Below are 20,831 nucleotides of genomic sequence, written 5' to 3' on the forward strand. Positions count from 1 at the left end.
CGTTGCACTTATCAGGCCTACGAATGAATCGAAGCTCGCAGGCCTGATGAGTTTTTCTATTAACCTACCGAAGGCGTCGGATCATCACCTTTAATGATGTCACGCTTAACCTCGGTCACGGTATCACCTTTCGCGTTATGCAGATGCACTTCGAGCTGGTTAAAGGCGATATCAATGTCGTTTTCACGGCACAAACGATCGACCGCACGGTTCAGTTCATCAACCGTGTGGCTACGATCGCGCAGTTCACGTACGTATAATCGCAGTTCATGATCCAGCGTGCTGGCGCCGAAGGCGGTAAAGAACACCGCAGGCTCTGGATCGTGCATCACTTTCGGGTGTTCCATCGCCGCCTGCAGCAGCACTTTCTTCACTTTATCCAGATCCGAACCATAGGCCACGCCGATGCGGATCACCAGGCGCGTGGTGGTATCGGAAAGCGACCAGTTGATCAAACGCTCCGTCACAAATGCTTTGTTCGGGATGATCACCTCTTTGCGATCGAAGTCGGTAATAGTGGTGGCACGGATACGGATCTTGCTGACCGTTCCTGAGAACGTACCGATAGTCACGGTATCGCCGATGCGGACCGGGCGTTCAAACAGAATAATCAGACCCGAAACAAAGTTACCGAAGATTTCCTGCAAGCCAAAACCAAGACCAACCGACAGGGCTGCTGCCAACCACTGTAGCTTGTCCCACGAAACACCGAGCGATCCGAAGACCGTCATCGCGCCGATGGCGATGATCGCGTAGTTAAGGATCGTGGTGATCGCATACGAAGCGCCCTGACGCATCTTCAGTCGCGACAGCACCAGCACTTCCAGCAGGCCGGGTAAGTTACGGATCAGCGCCCACGCGACCATTGAGGCAATAATCGCAAACAGCAGGCTGCCCATGGTGACGTCTTTCACCACCGCAGCTCCCGCTTCGGTGCCGTTGTAATGCCAGAGCGTAATGCTATCGAGGTAGCTGAATACAGTTATCAAATCAGACCAAATAGCCCAGAACAGAACACCAAACAGGGCAACCATTACCAGCATGGTGATGCGCAGCGTTTGCTGGTTCACCTGCTCAAGCGCAATGGTCGGTTCTTCCTGCGGCTCGGCTCCTTCCGCCCCTTCTTTCACCAGGTTCTGACGACGCGCTAAGGCACGGCGCCAGGCGATACGACGTGCCGCCACGCTCAATCCACGCAGTACCGTCTGATACAGCAGGTTCCAAAGGATAACCAGATAGACCGTTTCAATCCAACGACCGGCCAGGCGCAACGTGGTGTAGAAATACCCTGTCGCCGTCAGCACCATTAATGCAATCGGGATAATTGAGAGGACAGTAATGGTAACCAGACGCAAGCCATGCGACTCTTTGTCGCGCCAGCTTTCACGACACATTGGCCATACCAGGAAGGCAATCAGCAGCAGGTTGAGGAAAATAACTACCTGACCCAGCACATCGTCCATCAAATTAAGCGGCGACAGCTCAGCAATGACCGACCAGAAGTTGAGCGGTAACAGCGCCAGGCTAATACGCACGATCTGGCGGCGCCAGTGGCTTGTCTGTTTCGCTGGCATACCAAAATGACGAATTGCCACGCCATCTTTTTCCAGCACCTTCCAGCACAGACCAAACACCAGCCAGAAGACTGTCATCTTCTTACTGAACGCCCACAGCAGGTCGCTGATATTCAACTGCATGGTAAGCAGAATCAGGCCCACGGCGAGGATAATCAGGCACGCCGGCAACGCTCTGATCAGATCGATCAGAATCGCTTTTGGCGTATTGAGCTGACTGTCATTACGCAGGTTCCCTACTGCGGCGGCTAATTTCGCCTGATACTCTTTCAACCATTTCAAACGCCAGCGGATTAACCCGGCAATAAGCAGCAGTGGCAGCCCCGCCAGGAACGCAATAAAGACGGCGGGCCAGGCTTTTTCCCAGTTCACTGTGATTTTCATCGACTTAAACTGGTCTTTTAGCGTTTGCGGGAAGGCTTTGATCCAGTCCCAGTCCATCGGACGGTTACTATTAACCCAGAAGATTTGCTGCGTGAGGATCCCTTTCAGGTTCTTCGACACGCTCATTAGCTGCTGTTGATTGATTTGCAGGTTAATCGCCATCATCAACTGGTTGCCCAGCTGCTTGTTCAGCTGATCCAACAGTTCACGGCGCATATCCACAACCTGCAGCAGGGCATCATGGACTTCACCATTCACTTCGTTGCTGTGCCCTTCTTCCAGTTTGGCGACAAACGCATCGTTCTGGAATAGCGCATCACGCTGCTGGTTGATTTCAAACTGCTCCAGACGCAAATCAGCGATCCGGTTAGTCATATCGGCAAGTTCATCCGCCGACGGCAGTGTTTGTTGTTGCTGATACAGAATACGCGACAGCAGCAGGCTGCCTTTCAGGACGGCGATCTGTTCTTTAATATTGCGTTCGGATTGCAGCGCGCGGTCAAGCCAGTTTTTGACTTTGATATTCTGCTGCATCAGGTTGTTGCCGTTTTCGGTCGCGGCAATCAGACGCTGACTTAGCTGATGGTTAACGTCCAGTTCCTGCTTCACTAACGGATTTGACTGAATACGCTCGGCTTCATCCGGCGTTACCGCTTCCTGAGCCGTCTTTTCGGTTAACGTCAGTCGTTTGCTGTTCACCGCTTCTTGCAGAAGCTGGAGCTGATGTTCAAGCCGGTTACTGTTAGCTGTTACGTAATCACGTTGTTTTTGCAAGGTATCCTGCAAAACAGTATTACCTTCGAGGCTCTTACGCTGTTGGTCGATCTGCGCATTCAGCAGCGCCTGCTGCGCCTGCAGCAACACCTGCTGGCTGGGGCGTAACGCCGCCTCTCCCACATTGGTGCCATCGAGTCGATTGCGGATTTGCTGCATTTGCTGCGACGCGGTGTACATCGCATTCTGCACACGCTCTGGCTGCGTTTGCAGCGACACCAATTGGCTGTTGTAGGCAGCAAGATCGTTTTGCGAGCTTTGCAGATCATCCAAAACCTGTGCCACGCGCGACTCAAGCTGTCGTAAGGAGAGTGTACTCAGCGTTTTTCGCGTTTCATCGTCGTTATCGACATCGCTGAGCGAATTTAACGCATCCGTCGCCTGACGCATTTTCTCCGGCGCCTGGGCAACTTTCTGACGAAGCTGTACGGTCTCATCTTTCACGCGATCGATTTTATCCAGCGTGGCGATGGTATCGAGGAGATCCTGTTGAACCAGCTTATCCTGCGCGGAGAGATCTTTTTGTTTACTCAGCGCGTCCAGTTGGCTCTGAATATCCGCTTTCGTCGGCAGTTCACCACTCTGTTGCGCCCGCGCAAAAGCAGACGACTGGCAAGATAGCAAGAGAATGAAGAAAAGAATGGTAATAGCAATAAGATGCTGTGAACGTTTATAGAGCTGCAACATAGTCATGAGAATGAACGTTTCTGAACCGGAAAAGTGACCGAAAATAGTCAAGCGGCAAGAATATCACGGCTGTGACCGGCAGAATAGCAGCAGGCAAAACGACCAGGAGAATTCCTGGTACAGGCCCAAAACATTTAGTGGATTTCCGCCACGCCAAGCCGCAGAGTTGGGCACATAAGGCACATCTCCAGCAGCACTGCGACGTATTCCCGAGCTTCTTTTTTCAGATCAAACGATTCGGGGGCAAATAACCAGTTTTCTATGATTCCGGTAATATAGCTGCGCAACAGGACCGCCACGCGACGTGTGTTCAGGTTTTCCGGCAGCATATTGGCATCCATACAGTGCCGCAATGTTTGTTCGATACGATCGTAATTTTCAATACAAAGATGGCGTTGAGCTAACTGAACAGAGGCCATTTCCCCGACAAATTCGCATTTGTGGAATATAATTTCCAGCAACAAACGTCGGCGTTCTTCTGTCACGGTAGCTTCAAGAACGTAAATTAAAATTTTTCTTAATACTGATAGTGGATCGTCGGGGAATTTTGCCTGATACTCAGTCTCTAACTCATCAATGTTAGGTTTTGCTAGCTCCCAGATTTCACTGAATAAATCCGACTTGTTTTTGAAATGCCAATAGATTGCGCCGCGCGTGACACCAGCGGCTTTTGCGATCTCCGCAAGCGAGGTGGATGATACCCCTTGTTGCGAAAACAAATGCAGAGCAACATCGAGAATATGCTGTCGTGTTTCCTGTGCTTGTTGTTTGGTTTTTCGTGCCATATGTCAGTGAATTTACAGGCGTTAGATTTACATACATTTGTGAATGTATGTACCATAGCACGACGATAATATAAACGCAGCAATGGGTTTATGGGCTTTAAGCCATTGATCAATTTGAAATCGGACACTCGAGGTTTACATATGAACAAAAACAGAGGGTTAACGCCTCTGGCAGTCGTTCTGATGCTCTCAGGCAGCTTAGCGCTAACAGGATGTGACGACAAACAGGCCCAACAAGGGGGCCAGCAGATGCCAGAGGTTGGAGTTGTTACGCTCAAAACTGAACCTCTACAGATAACAACTGAGCTTCCGGGTCGCACCAGTGCGTTTCGCATTGCAGAAGTTCGTCCTCAGGTTAGCGGTATTATCCTGAAGCGTAATTTCACGGAAGGTGGCGATATCGAAGCGGGTGTATCTCTCTATCAGATTGATCCTGCAACTTACCAGGCCGCTTATGAAAGCGCAAAAGGCGATCTGGCCAAAGCACAAGCCGCAGCAAATATCGCTCAACTGACGGTTAAACGTTATCAGAAACTGTTGGGTACCAAGTACATCAGTCAACAGGACTATGATAGCGCGCTGGCAGACGCACAGCAGGCAAACGCCGCCGTTGTCGCCGCGAAAGCCGCGGTCGAAACTGCACGCATCAATCTGGCCTATACCAAAGTGACGTCGCCGATCAGCGGCCGCATTGGTAAATCATCCGTTACGGAAGGTGCTCTGGTGCAAAACGGTCAAGCGACCGCGCTGGCGACCGTTCAACAGTTGGACCCGATCTACGTGGACGTGACGCAGTCAAGCAACGACTTCCTGCGCCTGAAGCAAGAGCTGGCCAACGGCACGCTGAAGCAAGAGAACGGCAAAGCGAAAGTCGAACTGGTAACCAATGACGGCATTAAATTCCCGCAGTCCGGCACGCTGGAATTTTCTGATGTGACGGTTGATCAAACTACCGGGTCGATTACGTTACGCGCCATCTTCCCTAACCCGGATCACACCTTACTGCCGGGTATGTTCGTTCGCGCACGTCTGGAAGAAGGGATTAACCCAACGGCATTACTGGTTCCACAGCAAGGCGTTACCCGTACACCGCGTGGCGATGCCAGTGCATTGGTTATCGGTGCAGACAACAAAGTTGAAACTCGTCAAATTGTCGCCGCACAAGCGATTGGCGACAAATGGTTAGTCACTGATGGACTTAAGCCGGGCGACCGCGTGATTGTCACTGGGCTGCAGAAAGTACGTCCTGGAGCGCAGGTAAAAGCGCAGGAAATCACCGCTGATAACAACCAGCAAGGCCAAAGCGGTAGCCAGCCTGAACAGTCCAAGTCTTAACTTAAACAGGAGCCGTTAAGACATGCCTAATTTCTTTATCGATCGCCCAATATTTGCGTGGGTGATCGCCATTATCATCATGTTGGCAGGGGGGCTCGCGATCCTCAAATTGCCGGTAGCGCAATATCCAACTATTGCACCGCCAGCAGTGACGATCTCCGCGACCTACCCTGGCGCTGATGCCAAAACAGTACAGGATACTGTTACGCAGGTTATCGAACAGAACATGAACGGTATCGATAACCTGATGTACATGTCCTCTAACAGTGACTCCACGGGTACCGTGCAGATCACCCTAACCTTCCAGTCTGGTACTGATGCGGATATCGCGCAGGTACAGGTGCAGAACAAACTGCAGCTGGCCATGCCGTTGCTGCCTCAGGAAGTACAGCAACAAGGGGTTAGCGTTGAGAAGTCATCCAGCAGCTTCCTGATGGTTGTCGGTGTTATCAACACCAACGGCACCATGACGCAGGAGGATATTTCCGACTACGTTGGCGCCAACATGAAGGATGCCATCAGCCGTACTTCAGGTGTGGGTGATGTTCAGCTGTTCGGTTCTCAGTACGCGATGCGTATCTGGATGGATCCGAACAAACTGAACAACTTCCAGCTGACGCCGGTTGATGTAATCAGCGCCATCAAAGCGCAGAACGCCCAGGTTGCAGCCGGTCAGTTAGGCGGTACGCCGCCGGTGAAAGGCCAGCAGCTTAACGCGTCAATCATCGCGCAAACCCGTCTGACCTCCGCTGATGAGTTCAGCAAAATTCTGCTGAAAGTGAATCAGGATGGTTCCCAGGTTCGTCTGCGTGACGTGGCGAAAGTGGAACTGGGCGGTGAGAACTACGACATCATTGCGAAGTTCAACGGTAAACCGGCATCCGGTCTGGGTATCAAGCTGGCGACAGGTGCTAACGCCCTGGATACAGCAAACGCTATCCGCGATGAACTGAAGAAGATGGAACCGTTCTTCCCGTCAGGTCTGAAGATCGTTTACCCGTATGACACCACGCCGTTCGTGAAAATATCTATTCACGAAGTAGTGAAAACGCTGGCGGAAGCAATCATCCTCGTGTTCCTGGTAATGTATCTGTTCCTGCAGAACTTCCGCGCGACGCTGATTCCGACTATCGCCGTGCCGGTGGTGCTCTTGGGTACGTTTGCCGTCCTTGCGATTTTCGGCTTCTCGATAAACACCCTGACGATGTTCGGGATGGTGCTCGCCATCGGCCTGCTGGTGGATGACGCCATCGTTGTGGTCGAGAACGTTGAACGTGTAATGGCTGAGGAAGGACTACCGCCGAAGGAAGCAACGCGTAAATCAATGGGCCAGATTCAGGGCGCACTGGTGGGTATCGCGATGGTACTGTCAGCGGTATTTATCCCAATGGCGTTCTTCGGGGGTTCTACCGGTGCAATTTACCGTCAGTTCTCCATCACCATTGTTTCCGCGATGGCGTTGTCTGTACTGGTGGCATTGATTCTGACCCCTGCCCTGTGTGCGACCATGCTCAAACCGATTGCTAAAGGCGATCACGGAGAAGGCAAAAAAGGCTTCTTCGGCTGGTTTAACCGCATGTTCGATAAGAGTACGCACCATTACACCGATAGCGTAGGCGGTATTCTGCGCAGCACCGGTCGTTATCTGGCGCTGTATCTGATCATCGTCGTGGGCATGGCCTATCTGTTCGTTCGTCTGCCAAGTTCGTTCCTGCCAGACGAAGACCAGGGGGTATTCCTGTCTATGGCTCAGCTGCCAGCGGGTGCAACGCAAGAGCGTACCCAGAAGGTGCTGGACGAAATGACGGATTACTATCTGACCAAAGAAAAAGCGAACGTTGAATCGGTGTTTGCCGTTAACGGCTTCGGTTTTGCAGGTCGTGGTCAGAACACCGGTATCGCATTCGTCTCTTTGAAAGACTGGAGTGAACGTCCAGGTAAAGAGAACAAAGTTGAAGCGATTACTCAACGTGCAATGGGCGCATTCTCGCAGATCAAAGACGCCATGGTCTTTGCCTTTAACCTGCCAGCGATTGTGGAGTTAGGGACCGCAACCGGTTTTGACTTCCAGTTGATTGACCAGGCAGGTCTGGGCCATGAGAAGCTGACTCAGGCGCGTAACCAACTGTTTGGTGAAGTCGCGAAGCATCCTGATCTGTTGGTCGGTGTTCGTCCTAACGGTCTGGAAGATACGCCGCAGTTCAAGATCGATATCGATCAGGAAAAAGCGCAGGCTCTGGGCGTTTCCATTAGTGATATTAATACAACGCTGGGTGCAGCATGGGGCGGAAGCTACGTGAATGACTTTATCGACCGTGGTCGTGTGAAGAAAGTTTACGTCATGTCTGAAGCGAAATACCGTATGTTGCCGGAAGATATTGGAAACTGGTACGTCCGCGGCAGCGATGGACAGATGGTACCGTTCTCCGCCTTCTCCACCTCACGTTGGGAATACGGTTCACCGCGTCTGGAACGCTATAACGGTCTGCCGTCCATGGAAATCTTAGGTCAGGCCGCTCCGGGTAAAAGTACCGGTGAAGCCATGGCCATGATGGAGCAACTGGCCAGCAAACTGCCATCCGGTATCGGTTATGACTGGACCGGTATGTCCTACCAGGAACGACTGTCCGGCAACCAGGCCCCTGCCCTGTATGCCATTTCACTGATCGTCGTGTTCTTGTGTCTGGCAGCGCTGTACGAGAGCTGGTCAATTCCGTTCTCCGTAATGCTGGTTGTACCGCTGGGTGTTATCGGTGCATTGCTGGCAGCAACGTTCCGCGGCCTGACCAACGACGTTTACTTCCAGGTAGGCCTGCTCACAACCATTGGGTTGTCGGCGAAGAACGCGATACTTATCGTCGAATTCGCCAAAGACTTGATGGATAAAGAGGGTAAAGGTCTGATAGAGGCGACGCTGGACGCAGTACGCATGCGTTTACGTCCAATCCTGATGACGTCACTGGCCTTTATTCTGGGCATAATGCCGCTGGTCATCAGCTCCGGCGCAGGTTCCGGTGCACAGAACGCCGTTGGTACTGGCGTAATGGGCGGGATGGTGACGGCTACCGTGTTGGCTATCTTCTTTGTTCCGGTGTTCTTTGTGGTGGTACGCCGCCGCTTTAGCCGCAAAAATGAAGATATTGAGCATAGCCACTCAGTAGAGCATCATTGATACATCTCTAAAGATAAGGCCGCGCAAGCGGCCTTTTTTCTGGAAAAATCATAAAAATCACTTATTGCCATTCCGTTTATTTTCTATCGGATAAATAAGCGATATAATCCTTGCAGCCTTAAAAGCTATTCTTAAAAAAACAGCGAGAGTTCTTATTTACTTTAATAAATATTAAGATTAATCCTATCCACTGGTTCACATTGTCGGTTGTTGCCTTTCGTTGCTAAACCTAAACAAGATAACCCGATGATTGCCCGAAGAATAAAGAAATTGTCCCATTTCGAATAGCGGCATTTATCTGTTAAAATGTAAAAATGACTTAGCATCATAATTTTACATAATTGTAATTTTTCGTGATATGACGATGAAATCTTTTTTAGAGTAGATTATAGTTAAATCATCAGGAGTCGCGGGCAAGTTCCAGGTAGTTGTTGTATCCATCCCGAAAGGTGTTCGGTTAGTTTAAGCCACTAAGAAGGGGATGCGTTATGGATGAATACTCACCCAAAAGACATGATATCGCGCAGCTTAAATTTCTCTGCGAAACTCTGTATCATGACTGTCTTGCAAACCTTGAACAAAGTAACCATGGCTGGGTTAATGACCCTACCTCTGCAACCAGCTTGCAGCTCAATGAACTGATAGAGCATATTGCAACCTTCGCACTTAATTATAAAATTAAGTACAATGAGGACAATAAGCTGATCGCGCAGATAGATGAATACCTGGATGACACTTTTATGTTGTTCAGCAGTTATGGTATTAATACGCAGGATCTGCAGAAATGGCGGAAGTCAGGTAATCGACTGTTTCGCTGTTTTGTCAATGCCACCAGGGCTAATCCTGTTAGTTTGTCTTGTTAAAAATTATTACAATCATAGGTAAGAGTTATGTCCGATAAACCATTAACTAAAACAGATTATTTGATGCGCCTGCGACGTTGCCAGACAATTGATACGCTAGAGCGCGTTATTGAAAAAAATAAATATGAATTGTCCGACAACGAACTGGCTGTATTTTACTCAGCAGCAGATCATCGCCTTGCTGAATTGACCATGAATAAGCTTTACGACAAGATTCCAACTTCTGTTTGGAAATTCATTCGCTAATTGCACTCAAGGTTAAGTCAGGTATAGCGGTACCGTTGTCTGGCTGACCATTTTCGTATTTACAATGGTTATTTAATTCAAATCGCGTGACTATGATCACAGCAAAGAAGCGGGAACGTTCCCCTTGTTTGCATTACGTTTTACTGTGCTGAAATAACCTTCAGTACACAGGGAATTCGTAATGCGTAATGAAAAGCAAAAAATGATCGCCGGCGAATACTATCGCCCGGCAGATGAAACGCTGCGCAGTGACCGACTAAGCGCTCGTCAGTTGATCCATCGCTACAATCTCACCGCTCCCGATGAAAAAAATGAGCGTCAGGCAATCCTGCACGATCTGTTAGGTCAGAGTGAGGGAGCCTATATTGAACCCTCTTTCCGTTGTGATTACGGTTATAACATCTATCTTGGTAAAGACTTTTACGCTAATTTCGACTGCGTTATGCTCGACGTTTGTCCAATTCATATTGGCGACAACTGCATGCTGGCACCAGGCGTTCATATCTATACCGCGACCCATCCGCTGGATGCTACCGAGCGCAACAGTGGCCTGGAGTTCGGAAAGCCCGTGACTATCGGCAATAATGTCTGGATAGGTGGCCGTGCAGTGATCAATCCCGGCGTCACGCTGGGCGATAACGTGGTTGTGGCATCAGGCGCAGTGGTCACTAAAAGCGTTCCGGCAAACACCGTGGTTGGGGGCAATCCCGCAAGGATCATCAAAACGCTGTGATCTTAAATGTAACTGTTATGCTAAATTGCGGTTAATCTGTTACTTTCTTCAAAGGGTATCCCCTTTTAAAATAGGGCGATCCCTCCTGAATTTTGCAGATATCACGAAGGCAAGAGATGACAGAAATACAGCGCCTGCTTACTGAAACAATCGACGACTTAAATATTCGCGAGAAGCGCGACAACAAACCGCGCTTTAGCATCAGCTTTATTCGCAAACACCCAGGGCTGTTTATCGGCATGTATGTTGCGTGGTTTGCCACGTTGGCGGTGATGCTACAGTCAGAAACGTTAGTCGATTCGGTATGGCTGCTGGTGGTACTGTTCGTTGTACTCAACGGCTTTTTCTTTTTCGACGTTGCGCCACGATACCGCTTTGAAGATATCGACGTTCTGGATTTTAGAGTTTGCTATAACGGAGAATGGTACAACACTCGCTTTGTCCCCTCCTCGCTCATCGATACTATCCTGCACTCACCGTCCGTGGATAGCGAACATAAAGCACAGCTGCAAAAGATGATATCGCGCAAAGGCGAACTCTCGTTTTACGATATCTTTACGCTTACCCGCGCCCAGACCAGCCAGTAACGGCATCTCAGCACAGATAAAAAAAGTGCGTTCCTGCGAAAGTAACGCACTTTAATCCCTGAAATGCTGGCAAAGAAACTAACGTCTTTTTTTACGCCCCTGTACTGCTTTAAAGCGCGGATTCGTTTTGCAGATAACGTACAAACGCCCTTTGCGTTTTACTATCTGGCAGTCAGGATGGCGCTGTTTTGCGCTGCGAAGTGAATTGAGTACCTGCATTTTAACCCCGCTTAACGCCAATAAAATGACCAAAACGTTTTTGGAAACGTGCTGCACTACCTTCATTATCAAAGGTTTTTTGTTTCCCGGTATAGTACGGATGTGATTTAGAAGAGATATCGAGGGTCACGTACGGGTACATTTTCCCCTCAAACTCAATTTCACGCTCAGTCTTGATGGTCGAACCGACCTTAAAGAATTCATTGGCACTGGTATCGTGAAACACTACGGTACGGTAAAAAGGATGAATATCCGGTTTCATGGCAACCTCAATTTGATACGTTATAACATAACCATAAAAATACACCACTCTTGCACAAACCACAACCTGATTTACGCTACAGGGAGTCAAACGGGATGATAAATGGCCGTAAATATATGATGCCAATCGAATAGCTTTTTGGGGTTTCGGATATACTTTCCCTACGCTGTGTAAATAAGGATATCACTGTGACAACACGACATTTGATAAGCCTGGTGACTGGGGTACTGTTCCTTTCCATCCTCGCGCCGGTAGGTTTAAGCCTGTGGCTGGCACATCGACAGGTCGAAACGAAATTTATCGATGAACTCGATATGTTCTCAACACGAGTCGCATTACGTACGGAACGCGTAGGCGAGCAGGCGAAAAAAGCATTGCGCCATATTGAAGCATTTCAGGGGGTGCCTTGCAGTGAAGAGCATCTGCTGGAAATGCGTCGTTTGTCCTATAGCTATCGCTATATTCAGGAAGTGCTGTACCTCAAAGATAATGTTCCGCAATGCTCATCTCTGGAAAAAAGAAGCCAGGCAGACGCATTTCCACCCGCAATGAAAGTTACGCCTGATGGATATCGCGCATGGCTTACCACGCAAAATGATTTGGGCATCAAGCGCTTTATGGCAGCATTAGGGAGCGAACATTATGTTGTGATGGTCGATCCGGGTTCTTTCATTGACGTCATCCCTTTTGGCTCATGGCCGATTGAAGTGACTATCATTGGCACCGTGCGCAACGTTGTTGTTGCCAGTAGCGCCGATCTGCCATCGGACGTTTTGCAGCATGTACAGCAAGAAAAATCGATTACTCATTTTAAAAAAGATGGCAGCATTTATAACGCCCGCCCCTTCCCGGAACTGGGTATCACGATCGTAACCTGGGCATCTACCCTGCCGTTACAAAAAACCTGGCACCGACAGGCGCTGATCTGGCTTCCGGCAGGCATTCTTATCGGATTGCTCACCGCCGCCTTTGTTTTGCGCATTTTGCGCCGCTTACAGTCGCCCCATCACCAATTACAGGACGCTATCCAGCATCGGGATATCAAGGTCTACTACCAACCGATTATCTCGCTCAAAACGGGAAAAGTCGTCGGGGCTGAAGCACTGGCTCGCTGGCAACAGGCTGACGGAAGCTATCTGTCGCCAGAAATTTTCGTCGCGCTGGCGCAAGAGACCGGGCTGACAGAGCCTCTCACACGGTTGATTATTGAAAGCGTATTTGAAGATTTAGGTAAATGGCTGCGTCAGCATCCGGAGCAGCATATATCCATCAATCTTGAGTCAGCCGATCTGGCCTCCGAAACGCTTCCTGCTCTGTTAAGTCAGAAAGTGAACCACTGGCAACTTAAGCCTGCGCAAATCGCGTTGGAGCTAACTGAACGCGAGTTTGCCGACCCGAAAAACAGCGCGCCGTTTATTGCTAAATACCGTCAGGCAGGCCACTCGATCTATATCGATGATTTTGGCACCGGCTATTCCAGCCTGAGCTATTTACAGGATCTGGATGTCGACATCCTGAAGATAGACAAATCGTTCGTTGATGCACTGGAGTACAACAACGTGACGCCACATATTATCGAGATAGCGAAAACGTTGAAGCTGGAGATGGTGGCGGAAGGTATCGAAACCGAGAATCAGGAAGCCTGGCTACGCCAGCATGGCGTGCAGTACGGTCAGGGCTGGCTTTACAGCAAAGCGCTGCCGAAGGCGGAATTTATTCTGTGGGCAGAAAAACGGCTTTAACATTGCTGTTGATGTTGAGATGGCTGGCGGCACGCCGCACAGCCAGTCACATCACTCTTCCATAATGGGCGCAAATCCACCGTAGATCATTCGCTTGCCGTCAAATGGCATAGATTCACCGAACTCCTTCATACGGGGATCGGACATCATCTTCTGATTCGCCGCATCGCGGACCTCTTTGGAAGGGTATTCAATCCAGCTGAATACCACTTCTTCATGCTCCTGTGCTTTCACAGCCATGCGAAAATCGGTCAGTTTGCCGTCGGGGACATCATCTGCCCAGCACTCCACTACGCGCAATGCACCGAACTCCTTGAAAAGCGGAGCTGCTTTTGCCGCCATCGCAATGTACGCCTCCTTGTTTTCAGCGGGTACGGCAACCACAAAGCCATCAACATACTTCATGAGAAAAACCTCCGAAGTGTACTGCGCGGCAAGCCGATTCCGGCCGCGTCAGTCGAGGTTAAGTTTAGTCGCCAGTAGGCGATCACGCCCCAGGTGCATTCCTGATACGCGTACGTGACTGCGGCTGATGCCGAAACCACGGCAGGCAAAGCTGAATGAGCGGCCCGATAGCCAAGGCATACAGCACCGTACCAACGCCCACGGTTCCACCCAGCAGCCAACCGATAAGCAGCACCGACACTTCGATTGCGGTTCGAATTCGTTGTACTGGCCAGCCGGTACGCGCGTGGATACCGGTCATCAGACCATCACGCGGACCGGCGCCAAAACCTGCGCCAATGTACAGGCTGGTTGCTAACGCATTCAATATTACCGCTGACACCAGCAGCCCACTGCGCGCCAGCAGAGATTCAAATCCAGGAATCACCAGCAGCGCGGCATCTGCCGCCAGCCCGATCATAATCACGTTGCTCAGCGTGCCAAAGCCTGGACGCTGGCGCAGCGGTATCCACGCCAGCAACACCAACACGCCCACGGCAATAATCACCACGCCGATATTCATCGACAATAAATTGGCTACACCCAGGTGAAACACGTTCCACGGATCGGCCCCTAAATCAGCACGGACAAACATCGCCGTCGATACACCGTACAGTGTCAGCCCGATAAACAGCTGAAGCAAACGACGCAGCATGCTTTTCCCCTCTCACTCTCAGATAACTTTCATCTTCACCGCAATTGGCACTATGATTAATGTCCAGTTTTCAAAAAGTGGACTGCTATGTCATCTCGCCGTTATGGAAGTCAGTCTTTGCAACGCCTGCTCGGACACTGGCTGGAAAGCCCCTCGCGAACGCCCATCTGGCGACAGCTGGCAGAAGCGTTACGTCTGCTTATTCTCGATGGTCGACTGGCGCTGGATAGCCGCTTACCGGGTGAACGCGAGCTCGCCGTCGTCCTGCAAGTAAGTCGAACTACCGTCGCCAGCGCTATGGCGCAACTGCGTGAAGAGGGATATCTGGAAAGCCGTCATGGTAGCGGTTCACGGGTGATCCTGCCGGAACATATTCGCCATGTGCCAACCCGGACCAGTACCGGCACAGCACTTGATTTGTCCACGGCGGCTCTAAGTGCCGGTCCCGAAATTCATCAGGCTTACCAGCAGGCGCTGTTTGCTATGCCACAGCATTTGCTGAGCTCCGGGTATCTGCCGCAGGGGTTGTCGGTATTACGTGAATCCATCGCCCGGCATTATTGCGATCGCGGGCTCCCGACGCAGCCCGATGAAATCATGGTCGTGAATGGTGCAGTCAGCGGCCTGGCGCTGATCCTGCGTTTGCTCACCGGCCCCGGCGATCGCGTAGTGGTAGATCACCCCACTTATCCGCTGGCGATTGCCGCGATTCAAGGCGCATCCTGTCGCCCCGTCGGCGTGTCGCTACCCGAGCACGGTTGGGATACCGCGGGTCTGGTCGCCACCATCGCGCAAACCGCACCGAGAATGGCCTACCTGATGCCGGACTTTCACAATCCGACCGGGCGTTGCATGGACGCTGCAACTCGCCAGGTCGTGGCGGATATTACCGAACGAACCCGCACTACCCTGGTGGTCGATGAGACGATGGTGAACCTGTGGTATGACGCCCCGCCGCCGCCGCCGCTTGCCACATTCAATCGCGACGCGCCGATCATTCTATTGGGTTCGGCCGGGAAAAGCTTTTGGGGGGGATTTCGTCTGGGCTGGATCCGGGCGTCGGCGCGAACCATTGCGGCGCTGGTACAAACCCGCGACACCTTCGATTTAGGCTCCCCCGTGCTTGAACAACTTGCCACCAGCTGGCTGCTGGATAACGCCGCCGACTTTCTTCCTGACAGAAGACGGCTACTCACATCGCAGCGCGATCTGTGCTCAAGCCTGATGAACGCACATTTCCCGGAGTGGCAGTTTACCCAGCCACAGGGAGGACTCTCTTTTTGGGTTGAACTGCCCGATACGCTGGCAACGCTATTCGCTACGCGCGCCGAAAGCGTAGGCATTCAATTAGGAACCGGTACGCGGTTTGGGCTTGATGGCGCATTCGATCGTTTTTTGCGTATGCCTTTCACGTTGCCGGATGACACAGCGCGTGCCGCCTTCAGGGTGTTACAACCCATTTGGGATAATCTGCGTTTGCAGGCCAGCAGCGGGAAAGTACGCAAAATAATCTAAGCGACGAATCAAAGGACTCGCCCTTATAAGCCGGGAAGGATGAGAGAGTCCCGGTGATATTACCGCTGAGGGGGAACCGGAAAACCCTTCAGTGAAATCACGAAATTTTCACCGTCTTTCTTAATTTTTGCCCCGGCATCACACCAGTCTGAGGCAATACGGAAGAACTCATCGCTGCCGACGTTCCAGCTCAGACGAACATGTTTCACATAACCGGAGCGTAGCATTTCACAAGCTTCGCCGTAATTACTGGCAGTTGAGAGCGGTTGTTGTTTCATTTTTTCTTCTTCAGTAGTCTGCGCAATGCTTTGATTTCTTTAGGAGTCAGTGCTTCAACTACGGACTCTTCCGTATGCTGGCTATCGATATCCTCAGCGGAGACTCCCGCCTCTTCAACGGCGGTAAACGCAATCAGCAGCAGTTTTTCCGTCGCAACACTTAAATTTTCATTATGCACTTCAGCGTAATGGCGAAGCTTTTCTTTAAGCGCCTCATCAATTTTGACATTCAATACAGCGGTCGACATCGTAGAAAATCCTTGTGGTCAGCCAAAACACACCGAATGTAAGACCCTGTCGTTACAGCGCGATGGCGGCGGCAAAAGCATCAAATAACATCCCCGAAACACATTGACAGCATTTGATGACAATAAAATGACAATACGATGACAAAGAAAAGAAGATAAGCAGAAGGGAAATTGCCGGACGGCAGAATTGGGTGGGGGCCCTGCCAGCTACATCCCGGCACACACGTCATCTGCCTTGGCTGCTTCCTTCCGGACCTGACCTGGTAAACAGAGTAGTGTTGCGGGAGAACCAACAGAGCCCCCATTGAGAGCGTTGTTAACCAACGCGCAGGCGCATTATCACTGCTGCACCCTGTAATTGCAACCCATCCAGCATCGGATGCTGTTTTCTTGTGCAATGCGGCTTCACTCCCTCGCCATTCGGCATTATGCTGGAGAATTAGCGCAGGAATAAATAATGGATATACAAGACACTTTCCCCCAACGCGTCTGGCAAATCGTCGCGTCAATCCCCGAAGGTTTCGTCACCACGTATGGCGATGTTGCCAGGCTTGCCGGTTCGCCGCGCGCTGCGCGCCAGGTCGGCGGCGTGCTTAAGCGTCTCCCCGAAGGCAGCACTTTGCCCTGGCATCGGGTGGTTAATCGTCATGGTGCCATTTCGCTGACCGGCCCCGACTTACAACGGCAGCGTCAGGCGTTGCTGGCAGAAGGAATAGTGGTTTCAGGAAGCGGGCAGATAGATTTACAGCGCTATCGCTGGGTGTACTAACCCTCTCCAGACGGAGAGGGTTACGACTGCCTTAGTACTGCGTGGGAGCAGGAACGGCAGAAGAGGGATTTACCTGGGTTGGTGACGTTGACGGCACCGTGGTGGCTGCCCCACCGCTTGCCTGAACCGGTACTGCTGTTTGCTGTACAGGGACCAGCGTCAGGTCAGCTTTCGTACCACCCTGATTAATGACCGTCTGAACGGTATCAGTAATAAAGACCAGTTTGTCATTAACCGTAATTGCCGCACTCAGCAGAATACGGGCGTTAGGCTGAATATCTGCCGGGTTAAATGGTAATACAAAGCTGAATGGCGCCTGCTTACCTTCAGTACGGACCGCTTTTTGCGACAGCACTTTTGACGGTGCATCGGCCAGCGACGCATCTGACAGCGTGACGGTCAGCACCGCATCGGGTGGCAAGGCCACTTTCTGGCGGATCCATACCGTACCGGAAACATTTGGCTGTTGAATTTTAGACTGTGTGTCAGCAATTGACGTATTAGGGTTTGGCGCAGGTGTCTGAATATCTGCACTTTTATCAGCACAGGCCGCCAGAGCGACCGCAACCGCTAAACCACTTACCATGTGCACGAGTTTCATTAAATTCTCCTTATCATCTATGCACCAGCGAGAACTATCCTCGCCAGAAGAGTGGTTAACAAAAACATAACGTGACTAAGTGTGGCACAAGACAGCTATTTTTGCCTGTAATAGGCCTTTAATTCAGACAATTGCACCCATCGGACCACTTTCAAAATTGCGTTATACTCTGCCTACCTCGCTGCGAGATCGATATAACCTGGAGAGCACGTATGAGTCTGGCGCTGAAAAATTTGCTGACATTGTTAAATCTGGAAAAAATTGAAGAAGGACTCTTTCGGGGCCAAAGTGAAGACTTAGGGTTACGTCAGGTTTTTGGGGGACAGGTTGTCGGTCAGGCGCTGTATGCCGCCAAAGAAACCGTACCGGAAGAGCGTCTGGTGCACTCCTTCCACAGCTACTTTTTACGCCCCGGTGATAGCCAAAAACCCATCATCTATGATGTAGAAGTCTTGCGTGATGGTAACAGCTTCAGCGCGCGCCGCGTTGCCGCAATTCAGAATGGTAAACCCATTTTTTACATGACCGCCTCTTTCCAGGCACCGGAAGACGGATTTGAACATCAGAAAACCATGCCGGATGCGCCGGGTCCCGATGAGCTGAAATCAGAAACAGAAATTGCCCGCTCAGTGGCGCATTTACTGCCGCCGCTGTTGAAAGAAAAATTTATCAACGATCGTCCGTTGGAAGTGCGCCCGGTTGAATTTCATAACCCCTTAAAAGGTCACGTCGCACCTCCGGCGCGCCAGGTATGGATCCGTGCAAACGGTGAGCTGCAGGACGATCTGCGCGTCCATCAATATCTGCTGGGTTATGCCTCAGACCTGAACTTCCTGCCTGTAGCGCTGCAGCCGTACGGGATTGGTTTTCTGGAAAAAGGGATTCAGATCGCCACCATTGACCATTCAATGTGGTTCCACCGTCCGTTCAATATTAATGAGTGGCTGTTGTATAACGTCGAAAGTACTTCTGCCTCCGGTGCCAGAGGTTTTGTACGCGGGGAGTTTTATACGCAGGACGGCGTGCTGGTCGCCTCTACCGTGCAGGAAGGGGTAATGCGTAATCGCAATTGAGAATTACCGGATGGTGGCGCAAAAGCGTTGCCATCCGGCAGATTGAAACATCAAGCGTTATAAGCGTTCTCGCCGTGACTGTTCACATCCAGACCTTCGCGTTCCTGCTCTTCCGGTACGCGCAGACCCACCGTCATATCCGCAAGCTTATAGCCAATGAAGGCCACCACGCCGGACCAGACGATAGTGATCGCCACACTTTCCAGTTGCACCAGCAGCTGATGCCCCATGGTCACGCCCTCAGCAAAGCCCACGCCGCCCAGAGAGCTGGCAGCGAAAACCCCGGTCAGGATGCAGCCAACAATACCGCACACGCCGTGCACGCCAAACACGTCACACGGATCGTCCACGCGCAGAAAACGCTTCAGCATGGTCACCCCCCACAGGCCAGCCAACCCCGCAACCACACCGATAATCAGCGCCCCGCCGACACCGATGTAGCCACATGCAGGTGTTACGCCCACCAGACCCGCAATAGCGCCAGAACAGGCGCCCAGCAGAGACGGTTTGCCACGCAGCGCCCATTCACCGAAGATCCATCCGAGGATGGCGGCGGCGGTGGCGACCACGGTATTGACGAAGGCCAGTGCGGCAATTTCATTCGCCGTTCCCGCTGAACCGGCGTTAAAGCCAAACCAACCAATGTAGAGAATAGCGGTACCGGTGAAGACCATCGGCAGGTTATGCGGTTTAAAGGCTTCTTTGCCAAAACCGACGCGTTTGCCAATCAGATACGCGCCAACCAGACCGGCAATCGCTGCGTTGATGTGCACGACCGTCCCGCCCGCAAAATCCAGTGCGCCGTGAGAAGCCAGCAATCCGCCGCCCCAGACCATATGTGCAATGGGGATGTACGACAGCGTTAACCACACCACCACAAAAATCAGCACCGCAGAGAAACGAATACGCTCAGCCAGCGCCCCGACAATCAGCCCAACGGTGATGCAGGCAAAAGATCCCTGAAAAGCAACGTGAATGTACTGGTAGAAGCTCCCCGTGACCGCCGTCAGCGCGATGTTCTTCAGCAATACCCAGTTGAAGTTGCCGAAGAAATTATTCCCTTCGCCAAAGGCCAGTGAGTAGCCATAAACCACCCATAGAATACAAACCAGAGCGAATGTCACCGTCACCTGAGTCAGCATCGACAGCACGTTCTTACCGCGAATCAAACCGCCGTAGAACAACGCAATGCCAGGGATAGTCATAAACAGCACCAGCGCGGTACAGATCATCATAAAAGCGTTATCTGCTTTATCCGCAACCGCCGGTGCCGCCATTGCCAGTCCCGGCAGTAGCGCCAGTGAAGCAATACCCGTTTTCATCGTTGCTATCTTCATTTTTTGGTTTCCTATCACTGTGTGCCAGAAGTTACAGTGCGGCTTCGTCGGCTTCGCCGGTACGAATACGAATCACACGTTGCAGCTCGGCGACGAAGATTTTGCCGTCGCCAATTTTTCCGGTGTATGCCGCCTTACTGATGACATCAATCACGCCATCCAGTTGGTCGTCGGCAATCGCCACATCAATCTTCACCTTTGGCAGAAAATTGACGCTATATTCAGCCCCACGGTACAGCTCAGCATGACCTTTCTGTCGGCCAAATCCCTTCACTTCGGTGACGGTCAGCCCCTGAATACCAATAGACGACAGTGCTTCACGGACGTCTTCCAGTTTGAACGGTTTGATTACCACGGTAACCAGCTTCATAGATCCCCTCCAGTCAGAATTCAGTAGTGGCTGCAGATACACGAGAGGAATATTGCAAGGGGTGTGCCAGGAATGAAAAACGCGGAATGATTCAGGTTCGCCGGGTACTATCGGGAGAGAAAAAGAAAAAACGCACTATAACGGTGCATAGTGCGTTACATTTTTGCACCAGATTGTT

Annotated in this window: 20 protein-coding genes, 1 other RNA gene and 1 pseudogene; 10 read left to right on the top strand and 12 right to left on the bottom strand. The window is 51.2% G+C overall.

All coding sequences use genetic code 11. The features are described 5' to 3' along the window. Positions 1 to 59 precede the first annotated feature (59 nt). Entirely contained in the window at positions 60 to 3,425 is a 3,366-nt protein-coding gene (gene mscK / locus ACHHZ7_RS13675) for a mechanosensitive channel MscK (protein WP_048214782.1), read from the bottom strand. Between the two features lie 128 nt (positions 3,426 to 3,553). After that, positions 3,554 to 4,204, bottom strand: coding sequence for a multidrug efflux transporter transcriptional repressor AcrR (acrR, locus tag ACHHZ7_RS13680; protein WP_395149121.1), 651 nt, complete (start codon positions 4,202 to 4,204; stop codon positions 3,554 to 3,556). A 141-nt stretch (positions 4,205 to 4,345) separates the two neighbouring features. On the opposite strand from acrR, the gene acrA reads away from it, so the two are divergent. From acrA to ACHHZ7_RS13710, 6 genes are all read left to right on the top strand, one after another. Next, a complete protein-coding gene (acrA, locus tag ACHHZ7_RS13685; protein ID WP_003831044.1) occupies positions 4,346 to 5,539 on the top strand; it encodes a multidrug efflux RND transporter periplasmic adaptor subunit AcrA in 1,194 nt (397 codons plus the stop codon). A 22-nt stretch (positions 5,540 to 5,561) separates the two neighbouring features. Then, positions 5,562 to 8,711 carry an efflux RND transporter permease AcrB gene (gene acrB, locus ACHHZ7_RS13690; protein WP_354649667.1) on the top strand — a complete coding sequence of 1,050 codons (3,150 nt, stop codon included), beginning with the start codon at positions 5,562 to 5,564 and terminating at the stop codon, positions 8,709 to 8,711. Positions 8,712 to 9,199: 488 nt separating this feature from the next. Next, entirely contained in the window at positions 9,200 to 9,574 is a 375-nt protein-coding gene (gene tomB, locus ACHHZ7_RS13695; RefSeq protein ID WP_003021733.1) for an Hha toxicity modulator TomB, read from the top strand. Between the two features lie 27 nt (positions 9,575 to 9,601). Then, the gene (locus ACHHZ7_RS13700; RefSeq protein ID WP_002892050.1) at positions 9,602 to 9,820 is read left to right on the top strand and encodes an HHA domain-containing protein; all 219 of its coding nucleotides are present in this window, start codon (positions 9,602 to 9,604) and stop codon (positions 9,818 to 9,820) included. A gap of 181 nt (positions 9,821 to 10,001) precedes the next feature. After that, the gene (maa, locus tag ACHHZ7_RS13705; protein ID WP_060682647.1) at positions 10,002 to 10,553 is read left to right on the top strand and encodes a maltose O-acetyltransferase; all 552 of its coding nucleotides are present in this window, start codon (positions 10,002 to 10,004) and stop codon (positions 10,551 to 10,553) included. A gap of 116 nt (positions 10,554 to 10,669) precedes the next feature. Then, positions 10,670 to 11,140 carry a YlaC family protein gene (locus ACHHZ7_RS13710; RefSeq protein ID WP_060682648.1) on the top strand — a complete coding sequence of 157 codons (471 nt, stop codon included), beginning with the start codon at positions 10,670 to 10,672 and terminating at the stop codon, positions 11,138 to 11,140. Positions 11,141 to 11,218: 78 nt separating this feature from the next. On the opposite strand, the gene ykgO is transcribed toward ACHHZ7_RS13710, so the two are convergent. Together ykgO and ACHHZ7_RS13720 are read right to left on the bottom strand one after the other, a co-directional pair. Then, positions 11,219 to 11,359: a type B 50S ribosomal protein L36 gene (gene ykgO / locus ACHHZ7_RS13715; RefSeq protein ID WP_005125190.1), complete on the bottom strand. Its 141-nt coding sequence runs from the start codon at positions 11,357 to 11,359 to the stop codon at positions 11,219 to 11,221. A 1-nt stretch (position 11,360) separates the two neighbouring features. Further along, complete coding sequence (locus ACHHZ7_RS13720) at positions 11,361 to 11,621, bottom strand: type B 50S ribosomal protein L31 (RefSeq protein ID WP_008783961.1); 261 nt, start codon at positions 11,619 to 11,621, stop codon at positions 11,361 to 11,363. A gap of 188 nt (positions 11,622 to 11,809) precedes the next feature. On the opposite strand from ACHHZ7_RS13720, the gene ACHHZ7_RS13725 reads away from it, so the two are divergent. Next, positions 11,810 to 13,363, top strand: a complete 1,554-nt coding sequence (locus ACHHZ7_RS13725) for an EAL domain-containing protein (protein ID WP_032942548.1) — start codon at positions 11,810 to 11,812, stop codon at positions 13,361 to 13,363. A gap of 51 nt (positions 13,364 to 13,414) precedes the next feature. Here ACHHZ7_RS13725 and ACHHZ7_RS13730 read toward each other — a convergent pair whose 3' ends face one another. Then, complete coding sequence (locus tag ACHHZ7_RS13730; RefSeq protein ID WP_008783959.1) at positions 13,415 to 13,768, bottom strand: DUF1428 domain-containing protein; 354 nt, start codon at positions 13,766 to 13,768, stop codon at positions 13,415 to 13,417. An 82-nt stretch (positions 13,769 to 13,850) separates the two neighbouring features. Beyond that, on the bottom strand, positions 13,851 to 14,462 hold the full coding sequence (locus tag ACHHZ7_RS13735; protein ID WP_060682649.1) for a YitT family protein: 612 nt from the start codon (positions 14,460 to 14,462) through the stop codon (positions 13,851 to 13,853). Between the two features lie 87 nt (positions 14,463 to 14,549). Between ACHHZ7_RS13735 and ACHHZ7_RS13740 the strand changes: the two genes are divergently transcribed. Further along, on the top strand, positions 14,550 to 15,977 hold the full coding sequence (locus ACHHZ7_RS13740; RefSeq protein WP_060682650.1) for a PLP-dependent aminotransferase family protein: 1,428 nt from the start codon (positions 14,550 to 14,552) through the stop codon (positions 15,975 to 15,977). A gap of 59 nt (positions 15,978 to 16,036) precedes the next feature. Here ACHHZ7_RS13740 and ACHHZ7_RS13745 read toward each other — a convergent pair whose 3' ends face one another. The 3 genes from ACHHZ7_RS13745 to ffs form a co-directional block, all read right to left on the bottom strand. Continuing rightward, positions 16,037 to 16,255: a hypothetical protein gene (locus ACHHZ7_RS13745; protein WP_032942544.1), complete on the bottom strand. Its 219-nt coding sequence runs from the start codon at positions 16,253 to 16,255 to the stop codon at positions 16,037 to 16,039. Continuing rightward, positions 16,252 to 16,503, bottom strand: coding sequence for a hypothetical protein (locus tag ACHHZ7_RS13750; RefSeq protein ID WP_003831029.1), 252 nt, complete (start codon positions 16,501 to 16,503; stop codon positions 16,252 to 16,254). Before ACHHZ7_RS13750 ends, ACHHZ7_RS13745 begins: the two co-directional genes overlap by 4 nt. 198 nt (positions 16,504 to 16,701) lie before the next feature. Further along, positions 16,702 to 16,798: signal recognition particle sRNA small type (gene ffs, locus ACHHZ7_RS13755), an RNA gene on the bottom strand. A gap of 84 nt (positions 16,799 to 16,882) precedes the next feature. Here ffs and ACHHZ7_RS13760 point away from each other — a divergent pair. After that, positions 16,883 to 17,272, top strand: a pseudogene (locus ACHHZ7_RS13760) (MGMT family protein). 31 nt (positions 17,273 to 17,303) lie between these two features. On the opposite strand, the gene ACHHZ7_RS13765 reads toward ACHHZ7_RS13760, so the two are convergent. Continuing rightward, complete coding sequence (locus ACHHZ7_RS13765) at positions 17,304 to 17,873, bottom strand: YbaY family lipoprotein (protein WP_032942542.1); 570 nt, start codon at positions 17,871 to 17,873, stop codon at positions 17,304 to 17,306. Positions 17,874 to 18,085: 212 nt separating this feature from the next. On the opposite strand from ACHHZ7_RS13765, the gene tesB reads away from it, so the two are divergent. Further along, complete coding sequence (gene tesB / locus ACHHZ7_RS13770) at positions 18,086 to 18,946, top strand: acyl-CoA thioesterase II (protein WP_003831027.1); 861 nt, start codon at positions 18,086 to 18,088, stop codon at positions 18,944 to 18,946. Positions 18,947 to 18,996: 50 nt separating this feature from the next. On the opposite strand, the gene amtB is transcribed toward tesB, so the two are convergent. Beyond that, complete coding sequence (amtB, locus tag ACHHZ7_RS13775) at positions 18,997 to 20,283, bottom strand: ammonium transporter AmtB (RefSeq protein ID WP_008783954.1); 1,287 nt, start codon at positions 20,281 to 20,283, stop codon at positions 18,997 to 18,999. 31 nt (positions 20,284 to 20,314) lie between these two features. Continuing rightward, entirely contained in the window at positions 20,315 to 20,653 is a 339-nt protein-coding gene (glnK, locus tag ACHHZ7_RS13780) for a P-II family nitrogen regulator (protein WP_003021657.1), read from the bottom strand. Between the last annotated feature and the right edge of the window lie 178 nt (positions 20,654 to 20,831).

The sequence above is a fragment of the Citrobacter freundii complex sp. 2024EL-00216 genome (genome assembly GCF_043945515.1).
Classification (GTDB): Bacteria; Pseudomonadota; Gammaproteobacteria; order Enterobacterales; family Enterobacteriaceae; genus Citrobacter; species Citrobacter portucalensis.

Excerpts from the sequence above, each read along its gene's own strand:
- mscK (WP_048214782.1), bottom strand. The coding sequence starts at position 3,425 with ATGACTATGTTGCAGCTCTATAAACGTTCACAGCATCTTATTGCTATT.
- acrR (WP_395149121.1), bottom strand. The coding sequence starts at position 4,204 with ATGGCACGAAAAACCAAACAACAAGCACAGGAAACACGACAGCATATT.
- acrA (WP_003831044.1), top strand. The coding sequence starts at position 4,346 with ATGAACAAAAACAGAGGGTTAACGCCTCTGGCAGTCGTTCTGATGCTC.
- acrB (WP_354649667.1), top strand. The coding sequence starts at position 5,562 with ATGCCTAATTTCTTTATCGATCGCCCAATATTTGCGTGGGTGATCGCC.
- tomB (WP_003021733.1), top strand. The coding sequence starts at position 9,200 with ATGGATGAATACTCACCCAAAAGACATGATATCGCGCAGCTTAAATTT.
- ACHHZ7_RS13700 (WP_002892050.1), top strand. The coding sequence starts at position 9,602 with ATGTCCGATAAACCATTAACTAAAACAGATTATTTGATGCGCCTGCGA.
- maa (WP_060682647.1), top strand. The coding sequence starts at position 10,002 with ATGCGTAATGAAAAGCAAAAAATGATCGCCGGCGAATACTATCGCCCG.
- ACHHZ7_RS13710 (WP_060682648.1), top strand. The coding sequence starts at position 10,670 with ATGACAGAAATACAGCGCCTGCTTACTGAAACAATCGACGACTTAAAT.
- ykgO (WP_005125190.1), bottom strand. The coding sequence starts at position 11,359 with ATGCAGGTACTCAATTCACTTCGCAGCGCAAAACAGCGCCATCCTGAC.
- ACHHZ7_RS13720 (WP_008783961.1), bottom strand. The coding sequence starts at position 11,621 with ATGAAACCGGATATTCATCCTTTTTACCGTACCGTAGTGTTTCACGAT.
- ACHHZ7_RS13730 (WP_008783959.1), bottom strand. The coding sequence starts at position 13,768 with ATGAAGTATGTTGATGGCTTTGTGGTTGCCGTACCCGCTGAAAACAAG.
- ACHHZ7_RS13735 (WP_060682649.1), bottom strand. The coding sequence starts at position 14,462 with ATGCTGCGTCGTTTGCTTCAGCTGTTTATCGGGCTGACACTGTACGGT.
- ACHHZ7_RS13740 (WP_060682650.1), top strand. The coding sequence starts at position 14,550 with ATGTCATCTCGCCGTTATGGAAGTCAGTCTTTGCAACGCCTGCTCGGA.
- ACHHZ7_RS13745 (WP_032942544.1), bottom strand. The coding sequence starts at position 16,255 with ATGAAACAACAACCGCTCTCAACTGCCAGTAATTACGGCGAAGCTTGT.
- ACHHZ7_RS13750 (WP_003831029.1), bottom strand. The coding sequence starts at position 16,503 with ATGTCGACCGCTGTATTGAATGTCAAAATTGATGAGGCGCTTAAAGAA.
- ACHHZ7_RS13765 (WP_032942542.1), bottom strand. The coding sequence starts at position 17,873 with ATGAAACTCGTGCACATGGTAAGTGGTTTAGCGGTTGCGGTCGCTCTG.
- tesB (WP_003831027.1), top strand. The coding sequence starts at position 18,086 with ATGAGTCTGGCGCTGAAAAATTTGCTGACATTGTTAAATCTGGAAAAA.
- amtB (WP_008783954.1), bottom strand. The coding sequence starts at position 20,283 with ATGAAGATAGCAACGATGAAAACGGGTATTGCTTCACTGGCGCTACTG.
- glnK (WP_003021657.1), bottom strand. The coding sequence starts at position 20,653 with ATGAAGCTGGTTACCGTGGTAATCAAACCGTTCAAACTGGAAGACGTC.